21 protein-coding genes and 3 pseudogenes are annotated in these 24671 nt (G+C 59.7%); 15 read left to right on the forward strand and 9 right to left on the reverse strand.

The window, feature by feature from the left end; genetic code table 11:
• Positions 1–149: 149 nt before the first annotated feature.
• Complete coding sequence (locus HDC30_RS11995) at positions 150–800, forward strand: two component system response regulator (protein ID WP_183783146.1); 651 nt, start codon at positions 150–152, stop codon at positions 798–800.
• Here the strand turns inward: HDC30_RS11995 and HDC30_RS12000 are convergent.
• A complete protein-coding gene (locus tag HDC30_RS12000) occupies positions 797–3550 on the reverse strand; it encodes an ATP-binding protein (RefSeq protein WP_183783148.1) in 2754 nt (917 codons plus the stop codon). The two genes, HDC30_RS11995 and HDC30_RS12000, sit on opposite strands and share 4 nt — an antisense overlap.
• A gap of 180 nt (positions 3551–3730) precedes the next feature.
• Here HDC30_RS12000 and HDC30_RS12005 point away from each other — a divergent pair, with 180 nt between their 5' ends.
• The 7 genes from HDC30_RS12005 (at position 3731) to HDC30_RS12035 (ending at position 10163) form a co-directional block, all read left to right on the forward strand.
• Entirely contained in the window at positions 3731–4099 is a 369-nt protein-coding gene (locus HDC30_RS12005; RefSeq protein ID WP_183783150.1) for a type III secretion chaperone SycN, read from the forward strand.
• Complete coding sequence (locus HDC30_RS12010; protein ID WP_311660591.1) at positions 4096–6147, forward strand: EscV/YscV/HrcV family type III secretion system export apparatus protein; 2052 nt, start codon at positions 4096–4098, stop codon at positions 6145–6147. Before HDC30_RS12005 ends, HDC30_RS12010 begins: the two co-directional genes overlap by 4 nt.
• Positions 6148–6154: 7 nt before the next feature.
• The gene (gene sctN, locus HDC30_RS12015) at positions 6155–7489 is read left to right on the forward strand and encodes a type III secretion system ATPase SctN (protein ID WP_221303403.1); all 1335 of its coding nucleotides are present in this window, start codon (positions 6155–6157) and stop codon (positions 7487–7489) included.
• A complete protein-coding gene (locus HDC30_RS12020; protein WP_183783156.1) occupies positions 7468–7851 on the forward strand; it encodes a hypothetical protein in 384 nt (127 codons plus the stop codon). Before sctN ends, HDC30_RS12020 begins: the two co-directional genes overlap by 22 nt.
• 15 nt (positions 7852–7866) lie before the next feature.
• Positions 7867–8313 carry a hypothetical protein gene (locus tag HDC30_RS12025; RefSeq protein WP_183783158.1) on the forward strand — a complete coding sequence of 149 codons (447 nt, stop codon included), beginning with the start codon at positions 7867–7869 and terminating at the stop codon, positions 8311–8313.
• Positions 8291–9250 (forward strand): FliM/FliN family flagellar motor switch protein, encoded by a 960-nt coding sequence (locus tag HDC30_RS12030; RefSeq protein WP_183783160.1) that lies wholly within the window; start codon positions 8291–8293, stop codon positions 9248–9250. The genes HDC30_RS12025 and HDC30_RS12030 overlap by 23 nt, the downstream gene beginning before the upstream one ends.
• A 568-nt stretch (positions 9251–9818) precedes the next feature.
• The gene (locus HDC30_RS12035) at positions 9819–10163 is read left to right on the forward strand and encodes a hypothetical protein (protein WP_183783162.1); all 345 of its coding nucleotides are present in this window, start codon (positions 9819–9821) and stop codon (positions 10161–10163) included.
• Positions 10164–10266: 103 nt separating this feature from the next.
• Here the strand turns inward: HDC30_RS12035 and HDC30_RS12040 are convergent, their stop codons facing one another.
• Positions 10267–11478 (reverse strand): hypothetical protein, encoded by a 1212-nt coding sequence (locus HDC30_RS12040; protein ID WP_183783164.1) that lies wholly within the window; start codon positions 11476–11478, stop codon positions 10267–10269.
• Positions 11479–11664: 186 nt separating this feature from the next.
• Between HDC30_RS12040 and sctR the strand changes: the two genes are divergently transcribed.
• Genes sctR through HDC30_RS12065 form a run of 5 tightly spaced genes read left to right on the forward strand, consistent with a single transcriptional unit; the run spans position 11665 to position 15143 of the window.
• On the forward strand, positions 11665–12315 hold the full coding sequence (sctR, locus tag HDC30_RS12045) for a type III secretion system export apparatus subunit SctR (RefSeq protein ID WP_183783166.1): 651 nt from the start codon (positions 11665–11667) through the stop codon (positions 12313–12315).
• A 9-nt stretch (positions 12316–12324) separates the two neighbouring features.
• Positions 12325–12594, forward strand: a complete 270-nt coding sequence (locus tag HDC30_RS12050; protein WP_183783168.1) for an EscS/YscS/HrcS family type III secretion system export apparatus protein — start codon at positions 12325–12327, stop codon at positions 12592–12594.
• 2 nt (positions 12595–12596) lie between these two features.
• On the forward strand, positions 12597–13385 hold the full coding sequence (gene sctT, locus HDC30_RS12055) for a type III secretion system export apparatus subunit SctT (RefSeq protein ID WP_183783170.1): 789 nt from the start codon (positions 12597–12599) through the stop codon (positions 13383–13385).
• Positions 13382–14431, forward strand: a complete 1050-nt coding sequence (locus HDC30_RS12060; protein WP_183783172.1) for an EscU/YscU/HrcU family type III secretion system export apparatus switch protein — start codon at positions 13382–13384, stop codon at positions 14429–14431. The genes sctT and HDC30_RS12060 overlap by 4 nt, the downstream gene beginning before the upstream one ends.
• On the forward strand, positions 14415–15143 hold the full coding sequence (locus HDC30_RS12065) for a lytic transglycosylase domain-containing protein (RefSeq protein WP_183783174.1): 729 nt from the start codon (positions 14415–14417) through the stop codon (positions 15141–15143). The genes HDC30_RS12060 and HDC30_RS12065 overlap by 17 nt, the downstream gene beginning before the upstream one ends.
• Positions 15144–15202: 59 nt before the next feature.
• On the opposite strand, the gene HDC30_RS12070 is transcribed toward HDC30_RS12065, so the two are convergent.
• Positions 15203–15958 carry a helix-turn-helix transcriptional regulator gene (locus tag HDC30_RS12070; protein WP_183783177.1) on the reverse strand — a complete coding sequence of 252 codons (756 nt, stop codon included), beginning with the start codon at positions 15956–15958 and terminating at the stop codon, positions 15203–15205.
• 99 nt (positions 15959–16057) lie between these two features.
• On the opposite strand from HDC30_RS12070, the pseudogene HDC30_RS12075 reads away from it, so the two are divergent.
• Both HDC30_RS12075 and HDC30_RS12080 read left to right on the forward strand, forming a co-directional pair.
• Positions 16058–17197: pseudogene (locus HDC30_RS12075) on the forward strand (MFS transporter).
• 303 nt (positions 17198–17500) lie between these two features.
• Positions 17501–18533, forward strand: a pseudogene (locus HDC30_RS12080) (IS110 family transposase).
• A gap of 242 nt (positions 18534–18775) precedes the next feature.
• Here HDC30_RS12080 and HDC30_RS29470 read toward each other — a convergent pair.
• The 6 genes and pseudogenes from HDC30_RS29470 to HDC30_RS12105 all read right to left on the reverse strand — a co-directional run.
• Complete coding sequence (locus HDC30_RS29470) at positions 18776–19261, reverse strand: recombinase family protein (RefSeq protein WP_260319910.1); 486 nt, start codon at positions 19259–19261, stop codon at positions 18776–18778.
• A gap of 376 nt (positions 19262–19637) precedes the next feature.
• Positions 19638–20933: an OTU domain-containing protein gene (locus HDC30_RS12090; protein ID WP_183783179.1), complete on the reverse strand. Its 1296-nt coding sequence runs from the start codon at positions 20931–20933 to the stop codon at positions 19638–19640.
• Between the two features lie 291 nt (positions 20934–21224).
• Positions 21225–21488 (reverse strand): hypothetical protein, encoded by a 264-nt coding sequence (locus HDC30_RS12095; RefSeq protein ID WP_183783181.1) that lies wholly within the window; start codon positions 21486–21488, stop codon positions 21225–21227.
• 517 nt (positions 21489–22005) lie between these two features.
• Positions 22006–22404, reverse strand: a complete 399-nt coding sequence (locus HDC30_RS12100) for a hypothetical protein (RefSeq protein ID WP_183783183.1) — start codon at positions 22402–22404, stop codon at positions 22006–22008.
• Positions 22405–22540: 136 nt separating this feature from the next.
• A pseudogene (locus tag HDC30_RS29475) lies at positions 22541–22753 on the reverse strand (hypothetical protein); the annotation flags it as partial.
• 969 nt (positions 22754–23722) lie between these two features.
• The coding region (locus tag HDC30_RS12105) for an Ig-like domain-containing protein (protein ID WP_183783185.1) at positions 23723–24671 on the reverse strand (949 nt) is incomplete at its 5' end.

Here is a 24671-nt window from a genome sequence, read left to right on the forward strand (position 1 = left end):
CAATAGGAAGAATTCACAACATAGTGTCAGTTTTCACGGACGGCTTAATCCGGTAATGACCTGATCCCGTTAACATTTATGCCGCGCTCCGAGCGCCGGTCGATTGACCTTTTCCCTTCTTTTTCCTTGCAAGCCAGGTTCTTCCAACCATGTGGCCACACCCGACGCCTTCGCCCGACAGAAAACGGATTCTCATTGTCGAAGATCACCAGATACTCATCTACGCCATCAGAAACCTGCTCTTGAGTGTGGGCACCTACGAGGTGGTCGGCGACATCAGCGACGGCCTCAAGGTGTATGGCGCCTGCTTGACCCTGAGCCCCGACCTGGTGCTGATCGACCTGGGCCTGCCCGGCATGGATGGAGTGGACATCATTCGCCAGCTCAAGCGCCGCCTGCCCCAATTGACGATTGTGGTCATCACCGCCGATGCCTCCGAACACCGGGCGCACAGCGCCCTGGCCGCCGGCGCGCTGGGTTACATCCTCAAGAAAAGCTCGCAGCAGGTGCTGCTGGCCGGCGTGCAGACGGCCCTGGCCGGCAAGGTCTATCTGGATCCCGAACTCAACCTGGCCCAAGTCACCTGTGGCCCCACACTCGATGGCCCGAGCAAACTGACCCTGCGCGAAAACCAGGTGCTCAAGCTGATTGCCGAGGGCGCGCGCAACCGCGACATCGCCGAACAATTGAAGATTTCGATCAAGACGGTGGAAACCCACCGCCTGAATTTGATGCGCAAACTCGATGCGCACAATGTCGCCGAACTGGTCAACTGGGCTTGGCGACTGGGACTTCGTTAAGCGTGTGGGTGCAGGCTCTGCTCGATCAGCCCACCCAGATCCTGCACCTCCTTGTCACCGGGCCAGCCGCCCTGCCCGATCTGGACTTCATGGGCCTGCGCCAGTTCCGCCAACAGGCCCAGCCCGGCCTGTCCGGCGCAGCCCTTGAGCGCATGCAGCCCCGCCAGTAGCGCCTGCGGCTCGCGTTGACGGTGCGCCGTCACGATATCGGCATACAGCGCGTGCAGCGCCGCCCCCACCTTGTTCATCAGCACGCCATCGGCAAGATTCAGCACCGGCTGTTGCAGCCGGGGGTTGGGCGCCAGTTCCACGCCACGCTCCAGCAACAAGGCCACCGCCTGATTCAGCGCAGCGGCCAGTTGTTCCAGGCTGACCGGTTTGGCCAAGTAGCCATTCATGCCCGCGGCCCGGGCGCGACATTGCTCCGAGGGCAACGCATCAGCCGTCAGCGCCCAGATCGGCACCGCGGGCTCAAGCATGCCACTGCGCTCCTCGCGCCACTGCCGGGCCACTTCAAAACCGTCCATCAACGGCATGCGGATATCCATCAACACCAGATCAAAGACCTGCTCGCGACCGCAAGCCAACGCTTCGTGCCCGCCACTGGCTCCATGCACCCGATGGCCCAGCACCGTCAGCATCTTGCCGACGATCTCGCGATTGATCGGCAGGTCGTCGACAATCAAGACCTGCAGCGACCAAGGGCACGGCGCCACTCGGGCCGAGGCCTCCTGAGGCACCGGTTCATCGCGCCCGATGGCACTGATCTTTTGGCGCAGGCGCCCCGGCAAATAGGCCAGCTCAGGCATGTCCAGCGGCGCACAGGCGCCCGCTTGGGCGACAATGCCCCACAGGGCCAGCTGCGGGTGCAGGCGCAGCGGTGCGACCAGACGACTCACCGGCAAGGGGGCTGCTTCGAGCGGCTCATGGATCGGCAGGTGCACGGCAAACACCGCCCCCTCACCCGGCTGGCTGCGCAGGTCGATGTTACCGCCCATCAGCCGCGCCAGACGCGAGGCAATGGCCAGCCCCAGGCCGCTGCCACTGTCATGGATGCGCACCTGGGAAAACGGCTTGAAGATATCCTGCTGCTGAACCGGCGGTATGCCCCGCCCCGTGTCCCGTACCGTGATGCTCAGCATCCCGTCCTGTTGCGCGACCTGGACGTAGACCCCGCCTGCGGCGGTGAACTTCACCGCATTGGCCAGCAGGTTGACCAGGATCTGCTGCACCCGGATGCCGTCCAGGCAGACGAAGGCCGGCACGTCGGCCATGACCAGCACCTGCAACTGCAGCTGTTTTTCCTGGGCGCGCAGGTTGACCGTCAGCAGCGCCTGATCCAGCAACGCCAGCACGTCAGTGCGCTCGCACGACAGTTGCAGCTGGCCGGCCTCGATGCGCGAGAAATCCAGTAGGTTGTTGATGATGCTCAGCAAAAACGCCGACGATTGCAGCGCCGTGGCGATCAGTTCCTGCTGCTGCGGCGCGGACAGATCACCGCGCTCCAGCAGGCTCAGCGCACCGACAATGCCGTTGAGCGGCGTGCGGATTTCGTGACTGACGCTGGTCAGGTGCTCGCTCTTGCGGTCATTGGCCTTCTCGGCCATGCGCTTGGCCACGCTGAGTTCGCGCGTGCGCTCATTGACCTTGTCTTCCAGGGTCTGGTGGTAGGCATTGAGGTTGGTCAGCAAGGCATTGTAGGCGCGGGCAATGCGCCCCAGCTCGTCCTTGCGCCGCTCCGGCAAGCGTACACTCAGATCCGTCGAGCGCTGCTGACGGTGAATGATCGCCACGATATGGCGCAGTGGGCGGCCCAGGCGCCGATGCAGGATCAGGGCGATGACCATCAGCAGCAACACCTGGGCGAGCAAAGTCCAAGGCGCCGTAGAGGTCAGCAAGGACAACACCTGGCTTAACGCCAGATCTTCCGGCGCCAGGGCCAGCATCTGCAAATGGGTGTCTTCAAGCACCACACAGGCCACGATAAAACCGGCCAGGGCGGTCGCTTCCGGAGGGCAACCGGGCACCAGGGCCTGCAAGGCATTGGCCTCGGCGCCCACCCCCAGATCGCTCCATAGCACCGTGCCGCTTTCATCGCGCAACAGGTAGGAAAACTCCGAGCGATGCTCGCCCATGCGGTTGATGTTCAGCGCCTGCCCGGCCACCACGCCAGAGCCCCGCTCGCGCGCCGTGACCACGCTGCGCGACAGGCTGTGCACTTCAAGCGCAGGCTCCTCAAAGGGCACACCAAAGCGTTGGCGAATGATCGCCTGCGACGCACCGGCGGTCGCCGCCGGCTGCAGCGGGGTCGCGCGATAAAAGAACACACCTTGGCCCGGCACTTTCAGGAACGTGGTCACCGGACTTTGCGGATCGGCCTGGCCGAACACTTCCAGCACCTGCCCCACCGCCGCCACCGTGTCATCGTCCAGGGTGACGCCGGCAAAGGGCACGAACACGGTCTGACTGGATGGCTCGCGCAGGGTCTTGGACAGCCGCGCGCCACTGAGCAGGTCGCTCCACAGGCGCAGCAGGGTATTGACGCGAATCTGGGCCAATTCGTACAGACGGTGCTCTTCTTGGGAAACCCGTTTGAGCTCCCACACCAGATCATCGCGCACCTCGGCCTCGGCCTTCTGGCAGCGGTAATAGAAGCTGATGGCTTCCGACACCAGCCAAAACGCGCACATGGCGGCGGCGAGCGTCAAAATGACGTTGCGGGTTAACGAAGCCTGCCAGAATCCGCGCATGCGATCACCGCCCCCTTCCCCTACACCCTTGGCCATCCTCGCAACCTACCGCAGCGGCCCGACCCCGGACATCAGGTCATCACCCGATGGTCTGGCACCTATCGATCCGCCAGCATACCGACACGCTGCAACAGCCTGGTTGCCCCCACAGAAAAACACCCAAGAAACCTTGAGCCCCCCATGGATCTACAAACGCAACGCCGCCTCGAGGAGTTTCTGCGCCTGGCAGACCTGGCGGTGTGCCGCGTCGAGACACGCATGGAGTTCTCACGACCTCCCCATCGACTGTATATCGAACACCTGCAAGGCCGCGTCCTGCTGTCCCTGTCCCGTCCGCTGGATACCTGCCAGCCCCTGCACACGCTCACGACCCTGCTACGCCGCTGCCATCCGGCCATCAGCCGCGGCGTACCGTTGCGCGCCTACGTGCTCAACCAGCAGCAGGTGCTCAGCTGCGCGCCAGCGCCGAACAGCGACGCCAGCCAATGGCTCGATTGCCTGAACGTCATGCGCCGATTGCTGGCCCTGCACGTCGCCGAACACTCGTGAAACGCCTGAACGCCTGGCTGGCGATGGCCGCCGCCCGCCAGGACATCGTGCTGGCCATTCTCCTGCTGCTGGCCGTGCTGATGATGATCGTGCCCCTGCCCACGGCGCTGGTCGACCTGCTGATCGCCCTGAACCTGACCATCGCGGTCGTGCTGCTGATGATGGCCCTGTACCTTCGCGAGCCGCTGGAGTTTTCTACCTTTCCCGCGGTGCTGCTGATCACCACCCTGTTCCGGCTGGCCCTGACCATCAGTACCACCCGCCTGATCCTGCTGCAGGCCGATGCCGGCGACATCGTTTACACCTTTGGGGAGTTTGCCGTGGGCGGCAACCTGGGCGTCGGTTTGATCGTGTTCACCATCATCACCCTGGTGCAGTTTATCGTCATCACCAAAGGCTCGGAGCGTGTTGCCGAGGTCGGCGCGCGCTTTTCCCTGGATGCCATGCCCGGTAAGCAGATGAGCATCGATGGCGACATGCGCGCCGGCATCATCGACGCCAATGAAGCCCGCCGCCAGCGCGGTCAGGTGCAGAAGGAAAGCCAGCTGTATGGCGCCATGGACGGGGCGATGAAGTTCGTCAAAGGCGATGCCATTGCCGGCCTGATCATCATTCTGGTCAACATTCTGGGCGGCACGGCCGTGGGCGTGTTCATGCACGGCATGAGCGCCGGGGCGGCCATGTCGACCTATGCCCTGCTGTCGATCGGCGATGGCCTGGTCAGCCAGATCCCAGCGCTGCTGATCGCCATCACCGCCGGCATCATCGTCACCCGCGTGCCGGGCGAGCAGCGCCTGAACCTGGCCGCCGACCTGAGCGAGCAGATCGCTCGCCAGCCTCAGGCCCTGGCCCTGGCGGCCGGCGTGCTGGTGATCTTCGCCCTGATCCCGGGGTTTCCCATCCTGTATTTTCTGGCCCTGGCCGGGGTGGTCTATGCAGCAGGCTGGTGGGCGAAAAAGCGTCGCCGCCTGGCCGGGGCCGCTGCCGGTACTGGCGGATTCAGTGCACACACCGCCGCCGAGGGCGACCCGGCTGTCGGCATGAGTCCCGGCGCCCTGCCGCTGATGATCCGCGTGGCCGACGACCTGCTGCCCGCCGCGCCCCTGCAGGCCGTCCTCAGCCAGTTGCGCCAGCACCAGTTCGAACAACTGGGCATTCCCCTGCCCGAGATTCATCTGCAGCCGGACACGGCGCTGGCTCCCGGCACCCTGCAGGTGCTGCTCTACCAGGAGCCGGTGCTGACCCTGACCCTGATGCCGGGCCTGCTGCTGGCCGACGCCCAGTCCCCGCCACTGAGCCAGACCCTGTACAGTGAGCGCCTGACGTTTGGCGGGCACACGCTGCAGTGGCTTGAGCCGCAGCATGCGGCGACGCTCAGCGCCCTGGGCGTGACCCTGCACCGCGACCTGGCCCGTGTGGGCCACTGTCTGTCGCTGGTGATCGACCGTTTTGCGGCCGAATTCATCGGCGTGCAGGAAACCCGCTTTCTCATGGACTCGATGGAAAGCAACTACGCTGAACTGGTCAAGGAGGCCCAGCGCCAGTTGCCGATCGGCAAGCTCTCCGACGTCCTGCAACGCCTGGTCGCCGAGGGCATTTCGATTCGCGACCTGCGCAGCATTCTGGAGGCGCTGGTGGAATGGGCGCCGCGGGAAAAAGACCCGATCATGCTGACCGAGTACGCGCGCGTGGCCCTGCGCCGCCACATCACCATCCGTTACCGCGCCGGCCAGCCGTGGATCAGCGGCTGGATGATCGGCGATCGCATCGAACAGCTGATTCGCGACTCGATCCGCCAGACCGCCGCCGGCTCCTACTCGACCCTCGACGCCACCCAGAACCAGGCCATCATTGCCGCGCTTCGCGAGCATGTAGGCGATACCAATGCGCAACGCGCCGTGTTGATCACCGCCATCGACGTGCGCCGCTTCGTGCGCAAGATCATCGAACGTGAATACCCTGCCTTGCCTGTGCTGTCTTTTCAGGAACTGGGCGATGAAGTGGAATTGCGCGTGCTGGGCAACATCGACCTGATCGAGCAGGCCTGAGATGCGCATGCCTAAGCTGGAGAGCCTGCTGCACCTGCTGAATCAGCAGCCCACCCTGCCCCCCGCCCACCCCTTGCACGCCAACAGCGGCGAACAGCTTCATGGGCGCATTACCGAAGTCGGTCCCACGCTATTGCGCGCCACCCTGCCCGGCGTCGGCTTGCATGAACTGTGTCGCCTGGAGCCTTCCGGCATCGAAGCGCAGGTCGTCTCCCTGCAAGGCCATGAGGCCTTGCTCTCGCCTTTCAGCGAACCGCGCGGCATCCGCACCGGCAGTCAGGTCCGCGCACTGGGCAAGGCCCACGACATCGCATTAGGCGACTTCCTATTGGGTACGGTCATTGATGGCCTGGGCCGCGCCCTCGACGGCACGACACCACCACCGGAACACGTACGCCGCAGCGTGCAGCGCAGCGCTCCGGCACCGCTGTCTCGCCCCATTATTGACACCCCGTTGCCGCTGGGCGTACGCGCCATCGACGGCCTGCTGACCTGCGGCGTGGGTCAGCGACTAGGGATTTTCGCCGCCGCCGGAGGCGGTAAGACCAGCCTGCTGGGGATGATCTGCGACGGCAGCCTGGCCGACGTGATCGTCCTCGCGCTGATCGGCGAGCGTGGCCGCGAAGTGCGGGAATTTCTCGAGCACACCCTGTCTCCCGCCGCCCGGGCGCGTACGGTGGTGATCGTCTCGACCTCCGATCGTCCGGCACTCGAACGCTGGAAGGCCGCCGACACCGCCACCACGGTGGCCGAATACTTTCGCGACCAGGGCCTGTCGGTCCTGCTGATGATGGACTCCCTGACCCGCTTTGCCCGCGCCGCCCGGGAGATCGGTCTGGCCGCGGGCGAGCCCTACGGCCCCAGCGGTTATCCGGCCAGTTTCTTCGCCCATTTGCCCAGGCTACTGGAGCGCGCCGGCCCCTCGAGCACCGGCAGCATCACCGGGATCTATACCGTGCTGGTCGAAGGCGACAACCTGAACGAGCCGGTGGCCGATGAAGTGCGCTCCATCCTGGACGGGCACATTGTGTTATCGCGCACGCTCGCCGAGGCCAATCACTACCCGGCTATCGACATCGCAGCCAGTGTCAGCCGGATCATGAGCCAGGTGGTGTCCGAAGAGCACCGTCAGCTCGCCGCCCGGCTGCGACGCCTGATGGCCGCGTACAAGGAGATCGAACTGCTGGTCAGGGTAGGAGAGTATCAACACGGACAGGATCCGCAAGCCGATGAAGCGTTGGCATGCCACGCGGCTATTCGTCAGTTTCTGTGCCAGTCCGTCACGGAGAAAGTCAGTTTTCAAGGGACGCTGGAACACCTATGTACAGTACTCAAAGTGTAACGCTGGAAAAGTTACTGGGGCTCAAGCGGCGCCGCGAGCAGAGTCAGCGCGCCGCCCTGGCGATATTGGCGCAACAGGAAAGCGAACTGCAGGCCAGCACCAGCCGCTTGCTTGATCAACGCCGCCTCCTGTGGTCGCAGTGGCGGGAACGCAGCAGCGTATCGGAGGTACTCGATCCAGGCACCTTGCGTGAGCTGAAAATCGATCTGGCCGACTACAACCAGCATGATCATGTCCTGGCCGAACGCATCGACCAGTTACAGAGCGAATGCAGCCGGGTTCGCCTGGAGCAGGCCGAACACCAAGCCCTGTTGCACAAGTTGCTGCTTGAGCAAGAAAAACTCAACCTGCTGCTGGAGTGAGCGATGCCCTGCCTCATGACGCTGTCCTACGCCACACGCCGCTCCCTGATGGCGACGCCCCCTGCCCGACCCCAAGATGAGGAAAGGCAGCGGCACGTTTTCCAGCAGTGGCTCATGACGCCGTCGCAGCCCGACAATCAGGCATCGGATGACGAAGCGCTGTCCCAGGCATCTCACTGGGCCTTTGCTCTGGAACTGGCTCCCTACCAAGGGCAGCTTGAACAACTGGGCCAGTTCAGCCAGCGCAGCCTGACGCTACGCCTGACGAACGGACCGTTGACCGGCCTTGAAATCTGCGCCACTGCTCAGGGCTACACCCTGCATTTGCTCGTCCGCACCCATGACCGAGCAGGCTTCGAGCACGTCGCCGGTTCCTGTCGCGCACTGCAAAGCGAGTTGACCCAGCGCTTTAACCGCCCGGTCACCCTGGAGGTAGTCGATGCCACTGCCACAACTGAGTAAAGCGGCCGGACAACTGGTCCGCGACATTGGTGCAGGCCGCAGGTTCTACCATCCCGAAGGCAGTCTGACGCTGCGCTATAGCAGCGGGGGCGGTGACGGCCTGGTGCTGACAGGAGAAGTTGACGGCCACCCCCTGCGCCTGTGGATGCCCACCGAACAATGGCTTCAATGGATCAGGCCTCAACTGGAGGTGCCGGACTGGGCCAGTCTCCCTCCCGATCTGCGCGAGGTGCTCTGCAGCTGGACGCTGGCCTGCGTCGCAGACAGCCTGGCCTACGCCGGCGTTCCCTGGCCAACCGGATTGACGCTTGAGGACGCGAGCGTACCGATCTCGCCTTATTGGCTGCTGGAAATCGAGCAAGACGGACGACATCTGCAGGCGTGGGTATTGGACGCACCACTACCCTGGCTGGGAAATCTGGCGGCTGCGCTGGATCCTCTGGAGGGGGGTGACACAGGGGGGGTGTCCAAAATCCCCGTCGCCTTGATTGCTGGCTGGAGCCGGATCGAACAACAAACGCTGGCCTGCCTGCAACCGGGTGACGGTCTGCTACTCCAGCAACGTTACCCGATCGCCGATGGCGTACTGGGTGTGTTTCTAAACCGCCCGCTGGCCACCGCCGTGCCCAACGACTTGGCAACTTACACCCTGGAGGCTGTAATGGAAGACTTCAACGACTGGCTGAATACCACAGCTGAAATTTCGGGCGCCTCGGGCGAACCGCAAGCTGATCTGTGGATAAGCGTCGTCGCGCAAGTGGCCAGCATCGACGTGCCGCTGCAGCAACTGGCAAGCCTGCAGGTCGGCGATGTACTGCAAGGATCGACGCGCTTGGAGGATGGTGTGCTACTGAAGGTGGCTGGGCGCACCATTGCCCATGGCCTGCTGCTGGACATCGAAGGCCGATTGGCGGTCCGCATCGAACGGTTTGTCTGAGAGGCACCACTTGCGCTATGCCTCATGGGCTTAGCGCTTTGCCGGATCTAGTCTGCGCAAAAATTAGGCTCAAGCCCATTTACCACTTTCCGTCTCATGCTGCGCACGGTAGCGTCGGGAAATAGCGCGTTTTTTGACTCAGCCTATTCATTTTCCGATTTCTCACGCAGCTCTATGCCTTAACGGCCGCTCTGAGCACGTCCGATCCCCAGCAGTTTGCGCAGCTGACCGACACCGCACCCGTCCTACAAAACGACCTGACGCAACGCTTCAACCGCCCGGTCACCCTGGAGGTGCACGATGCCTGTGCCCAGACTGAGTAAAGCGATGGGCGAGCGGTGCGCGACATCGCTGCCGGTCGCAGGCTGTACGCCGACGATGGCACCCTGACGACGCTGTGGCTGGCCAGCGCCCGGTACTGGTAGCTGGACGCTGGGCAGTCTCGGGGAATCCCTGAGTGCCTACGGTTTTGCCTGACCGCAGGGGATCATCCTAAGCCCGTCGACGGTCGCGCGTGCGCCTTACGTGTGTCTGGAGATCGAACAGGCCGGGCGTCAGTTGCACCCAGGTGCTGGAGACACCCGACCACTGGCTGGGCGATCTGAGCGCGGCGCTGGAGCCGATCGAGCCGCAGCAGACGCCTGGCGAGCAACCCGTTGCCATGGATCTGATCGCGGGACGGATAGAACAACAGACACTGGTACGCCTGCGCCCCGGTGATGCGCTGCTGTGTCGGCGCTACCCGATTGCCGAGGGCGTACTGGACGTGTGTCTCCATCGGCCGCTGGCCATTTTGCAGGGTGCAGCCCTGGAGGACGGGGTGCAACCCAAAGGGGCCGGACGCACCATCGCTCACGGCCTGTTGCTGGACATTGAAGGCCGGCTGGCCGTGCGCATCGAACGATTGGCCTAACGCGGACAGATCCTGACCAACACGGATCAAACGGGCCTCACCTCTTCAGCGTCAGGCCCGTTTCTCAGCAGCCGCCCCGGCTTAACGCGCAGGCGGGCTTGTTTCAAAACGCCCGGCCAAACTGATCGCGCACGTTTTCAAAACGGGTCACGAATGAACTTGCAGACCCCGGTGCGGCCGCCTCACGCCGAAAGTCCTTGGCGATGCCGCGATCCTGCCCGGCCACGGCAATGTCCACGCCCAGCAAGGCGCCGAAACGCGCCAGCGCACTCCCCTGCAGTTCGCCGGCGGCCACCTCGATGAACGTGAGCAACTCCTGCACCACCGGCTGCAGGGCCGGCCAGTGCCGATGCTTGAGAATGGCTTCGGCCTTGGAGAGCGGATTGTCGACGTTTCGGGAAAACAACTCTTGCACACCCCGTTCGATCCACAGTGCCTTTTCAGCGGCCGGCGCATGCTGCATGGTTCGGTTGACCATGCGCAGAATCATGGCCGGGCCCTGCATATCGCTTGGAGTAACCGCTTTGCCGCCAATGGCTTCCAGCGCAGGGGCCAGCATGGCCTCGATCTGATTCATCAACAAGGTGATCATCGAAGGCTTGCCTATCTTCGCCTGCGTCTCGGCGGCGCTCGTTACCCCGGCGGCGGCCGAGCCTGTGGCCGGGGTCTGTGCACGCGGCGCCGAGGTCAGCTCAGGGGAAAAGGACGGACGATCACGCTCCAGATCATATTTGAATTCCGACCAGTTATCGTTTTCGTAAATTTCCGCCTCGCCGGGGGCCTGCGCAGGGCGATGGGCTTCCTCGGCCAGCCCCTTGAACGTCTCCCAGTTTCGGTCGACGTAATCTGCCACATGATCGCGCAGCCAGCCCACATCCGCTTGCGTGACGGTCGCGCTGGACATGCCTTGCAGGCCGGCAAACACCGTGCGAAAAAAACCATCATCGGCTTTGGCAAAGCAGCGATCCCGACCGTTGTGCACACCGCCCAGGTAGTGATCCGAATTCTGCCCGATCACGATGTCATGGCTTTCATGACTGCCATTGGACACCGGTCGCCACCCCTCGGCGTCGTAACGCTTGGCACTATTGCCCTGCACAATGACCAACCCCTGCCAGGCCGGCCAGACATCCAGCTTGGGCAAGGCGCTGGCCACCAGTGCCGTGTAGCGCTCATCCCACTGCCCCGGCGTGGAGAGCGCGGCGAATACGCTGTCTTGTAGGTGGGTCGAGGGGACGCGACTGACCGCAGCTGCCGGGTCAACCTCAGACGCCACGCTTGAGGGTGAAGGACGTACGGGTGAAATACCGTTCATGGGAAAACCTCGAAGACAAATCGGCACTCTACGTAAGGCCCCACCCGGCGTCTTACAGAATTGCCCCCTTGCTTGACGCACATTGAGCGAACGCAGGTGCAGTGCCGATAAAACTCAGGTATGCGCCGGATAACCGCCTCGGGCCTGGCTGCGGATAATCGCGTCCTTTTTGTCCGGAGCCTTGTGATGAATCTGCTGGAGCAGCCGTTGCACCTGATTTTGCTGCTGTCGGCAGTGTCCCTGCTGCCCTTGCTGCTGGTGCTGGGTACCTCTTTTCTGAAACTGGCCGTGGTCTTTGCCCTGTTGCGCAATGCCTTGGGCATTCAGCAGATTCCGCCCAATATTGCCCTGTACGGACTGGCCCTGATTCTGACCCTGTTCATCATGGCGCCGATTGTTCTGGAAATTCAGGACAACGTGGCGGCCAATCCGGTGCAGATGCAATCGGCCGACTTTGTGCAGCAGGTCGAAGGCTCGATACTGGCCCCGTATCGGGTTTTTCTGGAACGCAACACCGCCCCTGACCAGGCGCTGTTTTTTGCCAACATCGGCAAGGAAGTCTGGCCGGAAAAATACCAGGATCGCATCCCGGATAATTCGCTCCTAGTGCTGATGCCGGCCTTTACCGTCAGCCAGCTGATCGAGGCGTTCAAGATCGGCCTGCTGCTGTACCTGCCATTTATCGCCATCGACCTGATCGTCTCCAACGTGCTGCTGGCCATGGGCATGATGATGGTGTCGCCAATGACGATTTCGATGCCCCTCAAGCTGCTGGTCTTCGTCTTGATGAACGGCTGGGAAAAGCTGCTTGGGCAACTGATCCTGTCCTTTCACTGAGGTGACACGATGAGCGAAGCCCTGATCACCCAGCTGGCCATGCAGATGATGTGGCTGGTGTTGCTGCTGTCGCTGCCGGTGGTGGTCGTGGCGTCGGTGGTCGGTGTGCTGGTCAGTCTGGTGCAGGCGCTAACCCAAGTGCAGGATCAGACGGTGCAGTTTCTGATCAAGCTGGTAGCGGTGGCGATCACCCTGGCCATCTGTTTCAACTGGATGGGCGATCTGCTGCTCAACTATGCCAACCGCTCCTTCGACCTGATCAACCAGATGAGGGTCTGAGGGTGGAGCTTCTGACTCAGTGGTTACCCCTGCTGGGACTGTGCATGCTGCGCCCGTTGGGGGTGATGCTCATGCTGCCGCTGTTCACCCCTTCCGCCTTGGGCGGCAGCCTGATCCGCAACGCCCTGGCTCTGATGATGGCCCTGCCGCTGGTTGCCCTGGCCGATACCTGGGCTGCGCTGGACGCGGCTCGCCAGCAGGCCACGGTCTCCACCTACGTGCTGCTGGTCGCCGGCGAACTGTGCATCGGCGTGCTGCTGGGCTTTTGCGCGGCCATCCCGTTCTGGGCCATGGACATGGCCGGCTTTCTGATCGACACGCTGCGCGGAGCCTCGATGGCCAGCGTGCTCAACCCGATGCTGGGCCAGCAATCGTCCCTGCTCGGCATCCTCTTCACCCAGGTCTTTGGCGTGCTGTTTCTCATGGGCGGCGGCTTCAACCTGCTGCTCGAGTCGATCTATTACTCCTACGTCAGCCTCCCCCCAGGCGAGGTGTTTCAGTTGGATCCAGGCTTTGTGGCCTTTATCTCCCGACAATGGCAACTGGCGTACGAGCTGTGCCTGCGCTTTGCCATGCCGGCCATTGTCGCGATTCTGCTGGTCGACTTGGCGCTGGGCCTGATCAACCGTTCGGCCCAGCAACTGAATGTGTTTTTTCTGTCGATGCCGATCAAAAGCGCGTTTGCCATTCTGATGCTGGTCATCAGCTTCGGTTTCGCTTTTCAGACCCTGCTCGAACACAGCACCTCGCCGACGCGTAACACCCGCGAGCTGCCGGCGTATCTGCGATGAGCGAAAAAACCGAAAAGCCCACGGCCAAGAAGATCCGCGACGCGCGCGCCAAAGGTCAGGTCGCCAAGAGCGCGGAAATCACCAGCGGTGTCCAGCTGGCAGTCATGCTCGGCTACTTTCTGCTCGAGGGGCCTTACCTGCTGGACAGTTTTACGCGCTTGCTCGACACCAGCATCGCCGTCATCCGGCTTGACCTGACCTCGGCCCTCAAACAGCTGGGCGATCTGTTTATCGAGGTGCTGCTGCGCATTGGCGGCGGCATCGCCGCGCCCCTGATCCTGATCACCATGCTGACGATCATGGCGCAGATCGGCCCCCTGCTGGCCCCGGAAGCCATGAAGCCATCCCTGAAGAAAATCAATCCGCTGACCAACGCCAAGCAGATGTTCTCCAAGCAGAAGCTGTTCGAGTTCGGTAAATCCATCGCCAAGGTCGCAGTGCTGTCCCTGATCTTTTTCTATCTGATCCGTCAGTACGGCCCCACCCTGCAGTTTTTGCCGCTGTGCACGGTCACCTGCGGCCTGCAGGTCAGCATCCAGTTGCTGTTCTGGATGTGGACGGTGCTGATCGGTTTTTATGTGCTGGTCGGGGCCACCGATTTCGCCTTCCAGCGTTACAACACCGAGCAGCAGCTGAAGATGTCGCTGCAAGACATCAAGCAGGAGTACAAGAACGCCGAAGGCGATCCGCACATCAAACACAAGCGCCGAGAGCTGCATCGCGAAGTGCAGAGCGGCAGTCTGGCTGCCAATGTCAAAAAGTCCACGCTGGTGGTACGCAACCCGACCCACGTCGCGGTGTGCCTGTACTTTCGCGAAGGTGAAACACCCCTGCCGCAAGTGCTTGAAGTCGGTCACGACCATGTGGCGCTCAACATCGTGGCGCTGGCCGAAAAAGCCGGCATCCCGGTGGCCGAAAACATCGGCGTGGCCCGGGCGCTGGCCGCGCAGTGCCCGGTCGGCAGTTACATTCCACCCGACCTGTTCGAGCCGGTGGCGCACCTGCTGCGCATCGCCATGCAGCTGGACTATGAGCAAGATGCGTAGCCCCCTTCTACCCGGCCTGCTGCTGGTGATGGTGTGGGGAGCCAGTCAGAACCCTGCCCTGGCCCGGGATGCAGCGCTGAACTGGAGCCGAGATACGCCGCCCGCTCCGTCGCTGCAGGCAGCGTCGTCGAGCGTGGCAAACACCCTGAAGTCTGTGAGCGCTACCGGGCCTGCGCCTGCCACGCCGCTGGAGGCGATCATCGACCACGTGGCGACTCAACTGCAGCTGGATGCACGGCTGCTGCATGCCATGATCCATGTCGAATCGCGCTACAACCCCGAGGCGCTCTCCAGCAAAGGCGCTGTAGGCTTGATGCAGGTCATGCCCGCCACCGCCGAGCGCTTTGGCTACACCGACCTGCGCCATCCGTCTAATAACGTGCGTGCGGGTGCCACCTATTTCAGATGGCTGCTGGATCACTTCGAGCAGGATCTGGAACTGGCCCTGGCCGGTTACAACGCCGGCGAGGGCGCGGTCAAAAAATATGGTCGCGCCATTCCTCCTTATCCGGAAACCCGGGACTACGTGGCCAAGGTCATGCAACGTTATCGTGAGGGTCCCTCGCCTGTGTCAGCGCCTCGCCTCACTTCCCCGACAGGCAGGCTCAACACGTCCCTGAACAAGGCGACTTTTGGGCAGAATGCTCCGCTGGCACTGGGCCGAGCCCTGGAGCTGCTCCTGAGCTCGCCGCCACCTGTAACGCAGCCCTGAAGGGCCTGTTCTCCAACGAGGGGCAAACGGTTGCACCGCTGCTGGATTGATTAGCGGGGCTAGCGCGCCGGGGTGCTACCGGACATGGCTTTGAAGAAAGCAATGAACGCACTATCACTGGCAAATCCCAGTTCATAAGCGCAGTAACTGAGGTTACGGCCGGTGGCGAGCAGCTCCATCGCGCGCATCAGACGCCACTGTTGCCGCCATTGCTGGTAACTCAAACCCGTTTCGCGCTGAAAGATCCGGGCGATGGTGCGGCGGCTGGCACCGATCCGTTGCTCCAACACCTGCAACTCTGGCGGCAGTTGCTCCGGCGTCAGCAGCAGCGTGCGCAGACGCTTGTCCTGCGTCAATGGCAGAAGCATCGGTTGCTGGGCCGCCTCACAGATTTCACCCAGGCACAGGCCCAGTAGGTGAGCGAATTTACCCTGTTGCCAATCAGTGTCGAAACCGGCCAGCGCCATCGGTTCCAGCACCGCGCGCAGCAACGGGCTGACCTCAATCACACAGACCTGCTGGGGCAGCGATTGACACAATTCGCGATCCAGATAAAGCGAACGATAATCGACGCTTTGTTGCATCACCGCCCGGTGGCTGACACCGGGTGGAGTCCACGCCGCGCGCGAGGGCGGCAACAGACATAACTGCTGTGCCAGAGTGATGCGCGTGCTGCCTTGGCGGGTGTAGAGCAACTGACCGCGGTGATGGTGATGAAATCCGGAATCGTGGTCGCCCCGGGTTGAAGCGATACCAATGACCGGGGCGGTGAAGACGTCAGCATCAAAAACGGCGTGGGTATCGATCCAGGCCATGGTTTGTCCGATTTTAACGATAAGTTGGCAGGATCCGGATAATACGCCAATCCTCACTTTTTACACTTCACGCCAGTTTCTGTTGAGGAGTGAGGTCAAATGAATAACCGCCATTTAGTGGCGCTGAGCATCACTTTGTTGATGTTCCCGCAGATTGCGCAAACCCTGTACAGCCCGGCGCTTGGGGATATTGCCCAGACGTTTGACGTCGGACCACAAACCGCGACGCAGACCTTGTCGGTGTACTTTCTGGCTTTTGCCTTCGGCGTGGTGACCTGGGGCCGAGTCTGCGACCGGATCGGCCGGCGACCCACGATGCTGACCGGATTGGCCCTCTATGTGGCAGCGGCGGTGCTGGCGCTGAACGTCAGCACCTTCAATGGTCTGCTGCTGGCGCAAGCTTTGGGCGCCTTCGGCGTCGCGGTGGGCTCGGTCGTCACCCAGACCGTGCTGCGTGATCGCTACCAAGGCTCGGATTTGGCGCAAGTGTTTTCGCGGGTGGGCATGGCGCTGGCCGCGAGTCCGGCGATCGGGCTGTTCAGCGGCGGCGCGCTGGTACAAGGCTTCGGTTAACGCGGCGTGCTGGGCGCCCTACTGCTGCTGGCCATGGGACTGTGGTGCTGGAGCTTTTGCAGGCTGCCGGAAACGCGTGCGCAATCGCTGGTACCAACCCGTTTAATGGACACCCTCGTATGCATGCTGCAAGACCCGAGGATCTGGCGTTCAGCCCTGTGGATCGCGCTGTTCAACATTGCGCTGTTCAGTTACTACAGCCTCGCGCCGTTCATGTTCAAGCGAATCGGACTGAGCCAGGCAAGCTTCGGCTACAGCGGCGTCTTGCTGGCGCTGGGCTCAGCGTTGGGCACTTGGCTCAATCAGCGGTTGTTGCGACTTGGTTTGAGCACATTGCAGCTGATTCGCCTGGCGTCGGTGACGGGATTGCTGGGCGGCATCGGCGTGTGGATGAGTGCAACCACGGCCATGTTCGTGCTACCGATGCTGCTGGTGGTACTGGCTTTTGGCATGGCGATCCCGAATGTCCTGGGTTCGGCGCTAAGCGACTACACCGACCGCTTGGGCACTGCCGGGGCGCTGCTGGGGCTGCTGTATTACCTGCTGATCGGCAGCGGACTGCTCCTGGCCGGCTGGATGCAGGCACTGGGACAGACGCTGATGCTGTGCTTCACACTGGCCCTGCTGCTGACATTGAGGAAGCCATGGAACAGAAAGTGCACTTAAGCCCTACCTGCGACGCTCGGTGCCTTCCTGCGAGGCATTCGCCTCGATAAACAGTTGCGCATCTTGACTTGCTGGCTGACCACGGTCAGCAGGTCATACACCGCCTTATCCAGCTCTTCGTCGCTCCAATAGGGAATGCTAAGCGTGTAGTTGCCCGATTCCAGCCACTTAATGCCATGGGCTTCAGGCAGTAGCGAATGAAAGGGACTTCCCCGCCCTAGGCCGCGGCGAAAGTCGCGAATCGGCATCCAAGTGCCATGATGAAGTTTCAAACCTGCATCAAAACCACAGGAGGGGAAGCCCATGCCAATTATTACGGTGGGAATCGATCTAGCCAAGGCCGTATTCGCTGTTCATGGCGTCGATAAGGCTGGTAGAGCAGCCTTGGTGAAGCCGAAGGTTGCCGGGACCAACTGGTACCATTGATCGCCCAGTTACCACCCTGCTTGATTGGTATGGAAGCATGCTCAGGCGCTCATCATTGGGCAAGGCTGTTTGCCCAGCATGGCCATACGGTCAAATTGATGGCGCCTAAACTTGTTGCGCCTTACCGAATGTCAGTAAGCGTGGAAAGAACGATGCCGCAGATGCGGCCGCGATCTGTGAGGCGGTTACCCGACCCAGCATGCGTTTTGTCCCCGTCAAGGACGAGCATCAGCAGGCCACTCTTTGCCTTCATCGAACTCGCTAGGGATTCATCGAGGAACGCACCTCTACGCACAACCGACTGCGCGGATTACTTTCTGAATTCGGCGTGGTCCTGCCACAAAGTCCAGAACGATTGAGAAGAGAGATTGGCCCTTATCTGGACAGCTTGCCTGGCTGGGCAAGACGGTGCATGAGCGAACTGTTGGAGCACACCAGCCATATCGAAGATCGTCTGGTGGAACTTGATCGAGCTATTGATCAGATCGCTCGCGAAGATGAGCGTAGCCGTAGACTGCTCCAATTACGTGGTGTCGGCTCGACCACTGCGAGTGCCTTGGTGGCCAGTATTGGCGATGGGCACGATTTCAGGAACGGTCGTCAGGTGGCTGCATGGCTGGGACTGACGCCAGGTCAATACAGTAGCGGTGGAAAGCAGCGTTTGGGGAGTATCACCAAAGCCGGGGATGCCTATTTACGCAGTCTACTTGTACTTGGTGCTCGGTCTGTCATGGCTAATCTGGGCGATAAACAAGATTCTCTGAGTCGTTGGATCCGCAACCTCATGGAGCGACGTGGTTACTGGCGTGCCGCCGTGGCGATTGCCGCCAAGAATGCGAGGATGGCCTGGGCCGTCCTGCATTACGGCGACACGTTCAAGCCTGAACAGGCAGAGCCAATTGGCGCGTGATACCTGAGACCATTATTGATGGTCCTTTGAGGTTACAAAGCGGGGAATCATGAGCGGATGAGCCGATCAATGTGCACTGCCGTCGTTGATGTGAAGCGGGTTGGACCTGCGTGGGGTATACCTGAAAATCGTATGGGGATTTCAGTCCCGGGTAGCGAACAAGGCCTCCACGTGCGTCTTTCATCAGGGGCCGAGCCCTCAGCTCAATATGACCGTTTGTAGTACCGCAGTCCTTCACCTTCTTACGTCAATTCGGCACGCGCAGCAGAGAATAAACAGAAGCTATTGGGCTTGTGCTCAATGGGGAAGCCCTTGTAGTACGATTGTTCTCCTTGGCCCGCTTCCGGGCACGCACGACCTTGCGATTGTACTCCACCGCCAGGCGCAACATGATGGTGATCACCCGCTCGATAGCTGGCTCTGCCGGTAACGCAACACGCTCTGCTGCCCCTATGGTTTGGCGATTTTCGGATATCTCTCAACATCCACTCCGCGATGGCGCAGAGAGCTATACCTCGCGTACAGGGTTCGGCTGCCATGGCAGTGGCCTCGGTCTTGACAGGCAACCCCTTAAGACGGCCACCGACTCGTGCCCGTGCGGCCGAGAGACTCGCTTGGGTGCGTTCGCGGATCAACTTACGTTCGAATTCGGCCAGCGAGGCGTACAGATTGAACACAAGGCGACCTTGTGCGTGGGGGGTGTCGATAGGATCGTTGAGACTCTGCAAGTCGACCTTGCGCGCCGCCAGTTCACCAATGCGACAGGTGCTTGAGCGAACGCCCGAGACGATTCAGTTTCCAAATCACCACAGCGTCACCCGCACGCCGGCCAGTCATTTTTCGAGTTCCGGGCGAGCGCTTTTTGCGCCACTGGCGGTGTCCTGATCGATGCGCTCGCACCCGGCCTGTTTGAGGGCATCGATCTGGAGGTCAGCTTGTTCGTGCAGCTATTGAGCGCACCTCCAGCCGTCCATGGGGACGGCTGATATCCCCCAAAATGTCCCGGCAAACTGAGTTCGCCGAGACATGCGTTCTTCACATTGTTGATACGCCAAGGCGGGAGCGTTTCGCGTTAGGCGTTTATCGCGTGATTCAACGAAAGAATCAGAACGACATACCAAACTCATCGCGTAGGCGCTCAAATCGGGCACCCAGTTGAGCTGGGTCCACTGCGGTGCTCGCTTGCGAAAAGCCTTGTGCAATCCCGTGATCTTTACCCGCTAGCGTTGTATCCACCCCCAGTAACTGCCCGAAACGTGTCAGCGCAACGCCTTTGAGCTGCTGAGCCGCGTTCTCCATGAACGTCATCAGGGCGTCCGCCACAGAACGCAGCTCTGGCGAGTTGCGATGCGCAAGCGGCCTTTGCGCCTTGGAGACGGGGTGTCGGGCGTCAGTGACAAACATATTCTGCAAGCAATGCTCAATCCACGCAGCTTTCTCCGCGGGCGACGCGGCGGTCAGGCTGTCATTGACCACTTGCAAACAGGAAACTAGGCCCTCAGTGTCTTTTTCGGCGATCTTGGAACGGTCGATGGCTCCCAGAGTGCGCTCCAGCTGAAACTGCAACTGAGTGATCACGATCGTCAGAGTCGACTGTCTGCCAATGCCCGAGGCCTGATGGAGCATTTCCATCTTGGGCGTCATCGACGCTGCAGCTTGCGATTGAGAAGGCGCAGCAGGTAAAGGAGCACGTGGCGCCTCATTCGCCAGTGACCCGCCTTGGCCCACAGACCGCTTAACTTCATGCCGGGGTTGCTCAAGGTGTCGGGGCAGTTCGGCAGAAATAAATGCATCGCCACGAGCTGACGTGGAATGCGACGCGCTCGGCTGCGTCCCTTCATGCGCGTCCCCTGGCCATTCAGGGTCCGGCGCGGCAAAAGCGCTAACCTCATCCCAGTTATCGAAAATGTAATTGGCCATTTCCCCACGCAGGAGCGAAATTTTCCAATCCTCGTCCACGTCTCTTTTGCCATGTTGCCATCCGGCCACTACCGCCCGAAACAGACAGTCGCCATCCCCCGCAATTTCGCCCTTGTCTTTATCCTCTTCATCGTCGGGCAAACTCAGGTTGTAATGGTGGACACGATTTCCGTTACCGTCTCGCGTAACAATAAGTATCAAAACCACATTGTTTTCATAGTTAATATCTTTTAGTGGTATTGGGTTTAGCCTTTGCGTATCCAAGGCCCTGCCATCTTGGATCACAATTAGCCCCCACCCCTCCGGCCATATGCGCAGTTTTGGCAAATTAGGCACGATCAGATCACCGTATTCAGTACTCCAGTTACCTCTTGTTGCAATGGCCGTATGGGCAGCCGCTTGCCGAGGATCAACGAAAGAGGAGTTCTCATGAGTGTTAAGGTTTTGTCTAGGTGCAGAGAGAAATAAGGAATTATTCATAAGTTGAAAAAGCTCCGGTGAAAAAAACACCCTACGCAGAGCGATACACCAGCGCTTACGAAATTGGCCATTTGTCCAGCTTCGAGTAAATAGCGCAGACCCTCAGGGCCTACCGGATAACAACGCGGATATCTAGTCTGCGGTTGCTAACCTGGACCTTCGGCGGTACGAGCCATGTTTCTGACAAATATGCCACCCAGATCCGCTCCTGAACGAGGCTGTAATCGGTTGCCAGCGACGACTACTTGCTAAAAAAACGCCTCGGCGAGGCGAACTCATCCGAGGCGTTATTCATGCATGACCGCGTGAAGTATTGGCGGCGCTATATTGCCCACTCGGGGAAAACACATGGCAATAGGAAAAAGCCATGCCAAACTCTTCACGAAAGCGTTCAAAGCGTGTTCTGAGTTGATCGGCAGGACCCGGCGCTGCGGCTTCACGCAAAAATTCCTGCGCAATTCCGTGATTTTTACCACCTTGGGCGATGTTCACCTCCAATAAGCGTCCGAAATGGGAGAGCTCCTCACCTTCAAGCACGTGGGCCGCCAGCTCCATGAACACCATCAACTCACGTACGACTGGTTTCAGCGCGGGCAGGCCACGATGCTGATAATAGATTCAGCCTTGGATACTGAGTTTTTACCATCAGAAACAAACAGTTCCGTATTACTTGCTAATCAGCAGCGGACTGCTCCTGGCCGGTTGGATGCAGGCACTGGGACAGACGCTGATGCTGTGCTTCACACTAGCCCTGCTGCTGACCATCAAACGATGAGAGACAACGATCTGAAAAATACGGGTTACTGGAACGCCTCCCGTGACTGGGAAGCCCTTGATCCGGTTCGCATTCGTGGGGGTAAGCACGCTTGGCGAAACAACCACATCGAGCTGCCCCCCAAGGCAGGACAGCAATAGTCGCAGCAACATCGCTGTCACCGCTCATCCAACTTAAACGATACGGGCAGTGTGTTACGCAATGATTCAAATCGCTTGCGCAATTCACCCATGGCCTCAGTCGAATCAGGGCTGTTCATGAAGTCCTGCGCAATACCTCGATCCTTCCCTCCGAGCGTTAGTTCCACTCCCAATTGCTCGGCAAGGCCAATAGGTTTTCATCTTGCAAATACTCGACAGCCTGCTCCAGGAAGCTCATAAGCCCCTTCACCACGGGCTTGAGCCCTTCCAGCTGACGATGCATGAGAATGAACTGCGCCGCCGAGCCAGCGCCCGCCTCGTCGCTGGCGAACAATCGCTGTAAGGCACGCTCAATACGCTCAGCTCTCAAGACCGGTGGACTTTGAATGATGGCGTTATTGGGGAACACAAGCATGGCGCTATTGAATATGTCGCCGGCCAGAGCGGTGACGGAACCCGAGGCGTTCAATGCAGGTGCAAGCAATGTCTGGAAAGCCTGTGTCGTAATCAGAGTATCGAAGCGCCGAGCTGACGGCGTACTCAGGATAGACGTCATCAGTTTTTCGAGCGCCTACGATGCTTGACTCGCGCCAGGAATCACCGGCTCTCGTTCTTTGCCTACCTCGCGCGGTCGACAGCGGGGAGCTATGATCTTGCGGCCACTCAGGCTCATGCAATCTGCTGTCTTGATCGACAAAAGGTTTGAATGTGTCCCATCGCTCAAAGATGTGGGCTGGGACGTGCTCACGTAATTGTGCGATATATTCTTTGGCCGTAGCGCCGTTCAATTGGCCATGCTGCAGGCCAAGGATGACAGCCCGAAATAGGCAATCTCCATCAGGTGGTACATCCACATCATTACTGCGCGACACGCCATTGTAGTGATTACCGTCTGATGACAACATCTGTAAAATAATCAATGTCGGTTATCTCTTTAGTGCGCACGCCCCTACCGACGTAGTGAGGGTTCCTGTCTCTCGTCATCACAACCAGCCCTCGCTCGGCAGGCCAAATGGGCAATTGTGGAAACGCTGGTATCACCAAATCCATGTATTGGTTATTGCACTGTCGGGGTCGCAATGGCAATAAAAGCTTCTTCTTGCTGATTATCCGATCTTTCCAACCAGCCATCGCGCAGATCGCGGTTGCTAGAAGGCGGATGTGGAGAGCACGGAAAGAAGGATAGAGAGATCACAAGCCAATAAAGTCTCAGCCTACATTGGCCATTCAAAATTCCGCTTACGTAATCGGACAACTTCGCGTGCCTTATGGAAAAACTGGCCGGAGATGCGCACTTTAGAACAACTGCCTTCCGATAACGTCTTGGATTACGCCAACTCACCGACAAGATAACTACCGTCCTCATATCAATATTTTTAGCAAAAGCAAAAATAACTTTCATAAAATCGCCATAATTCAGCAGCATAGAATCTGGCTTTATTTTTTGGGTTTCCCCATGATAGAACTTTGAATCCTGCCCTCTCTACACTACTGAAAGGGCACCGTTTGAATCCTCTACCGCTTAACGAATGAACACCTCCACCCCTCGCATGACGTCACGCCGTTGCTTGAGTTGTTCGGCGTAAGAGTTGGGGACTTTACCCATGACCGACTCCGTCTCCCCCCAAACGCTGCGGAAGCGGTGAGTCAGATCGCCCCCCTCTTCAATAACAAGACCCATCTCAATTAGCCTCACCAAAAACCACCCTTAATAGCGAACAATCAAAAAACTCAGCGAAGGAACCTTTAACTCATCATAACGTTCAATAGTGTCCGGACTATGCCGGACTTTTGTGATTACCAAACGTTTCTCTAGCTCTCATTACAAAGTCTATCGAAAGGCAAGGTTCAGATACCTCAAAGCCTAATCAAGATCACTGCTTCTTTACACACATCGCAAATCTCATTGAATCTCCATCCCAGCCCCCAATTCCCGATCCCGGCCCTTTTCCCGGCAGATAAACTTCGTGCTTACCGCGATTAAATACGTGAACATATGCGGTTTTGTCATTATAGCTACTCGTCCAATACTCATTATCGCCTCCGACAAGAACCGGCCTGCCTCCGGTTCTTTCGTAGCTTTCATATTCTGCGTAATTCGCCACTCTAGATCCCGATGGACATACAGATTTGACATACCTCCAAAGGACGTCTTTTTTCCATCCCGTAACCTCTATCGGACGCTCGAATATTATTTTTTTAGTCTCTGACGAAACATTAATTTGAGACTGCATCTTAAACGAGAGCTCAGCCACACTAGTACTGGAGAGCGAAAGTTCAGCGTCGCCAAGCGAATTTGTCATAACCGCAGGTGGAAATTTTATTCCCGTGTACGCCCCCTGAGGTTCTAAATACACAGCGTACCCCTTGAATGGATTCCTATTCCTATCGACAAACTTTACATAAACTTTCGCTTGACTTACGCCATCAGCCTTAACATAGCCAGGGGTAACGGTTGTTAATATTTCTGCAGTACTAATATCTGGATGAAACCCTACTTTGGTTTCAGTGGACTTTGCGCCGTCTTTCCAGCTAGCCGTTATTACGGCAGGATCTTGCTCGACCGGAAACTTGGCTGTTGTGCTAGTCCAATTCATCTCGACCTTACCATCCCTTCCAGTTTTTACTTTAGCTATGGCTCCTCCATTGATTTTAATGTTACCAACATTCACCGCCACGCTCAGGTCGACCCCCGTCAGAATCAGGTTGTTATGGGCATCCCGTGCGGTCGCCGTGACCTTGACCACGTCCTTGCCGTTGGCCACTGCCTCGGTTTTGTCAGCCACCAGCAGGATAGTGGCCGTGCCCGTATCCGCGATGAAC

The sequence above is a fragment of the Pseudomonas sp. JAI115 genome (genome assembly GCF_014200835.1).
Classification (GTDB): domain Bacteria; phylum Pseudomonadota; class Gammaproteobacteria; order Pseudomonadales; family Pseudomonadaceae; genus Aquipseudomonas; species Aquipseudomonas putida_A.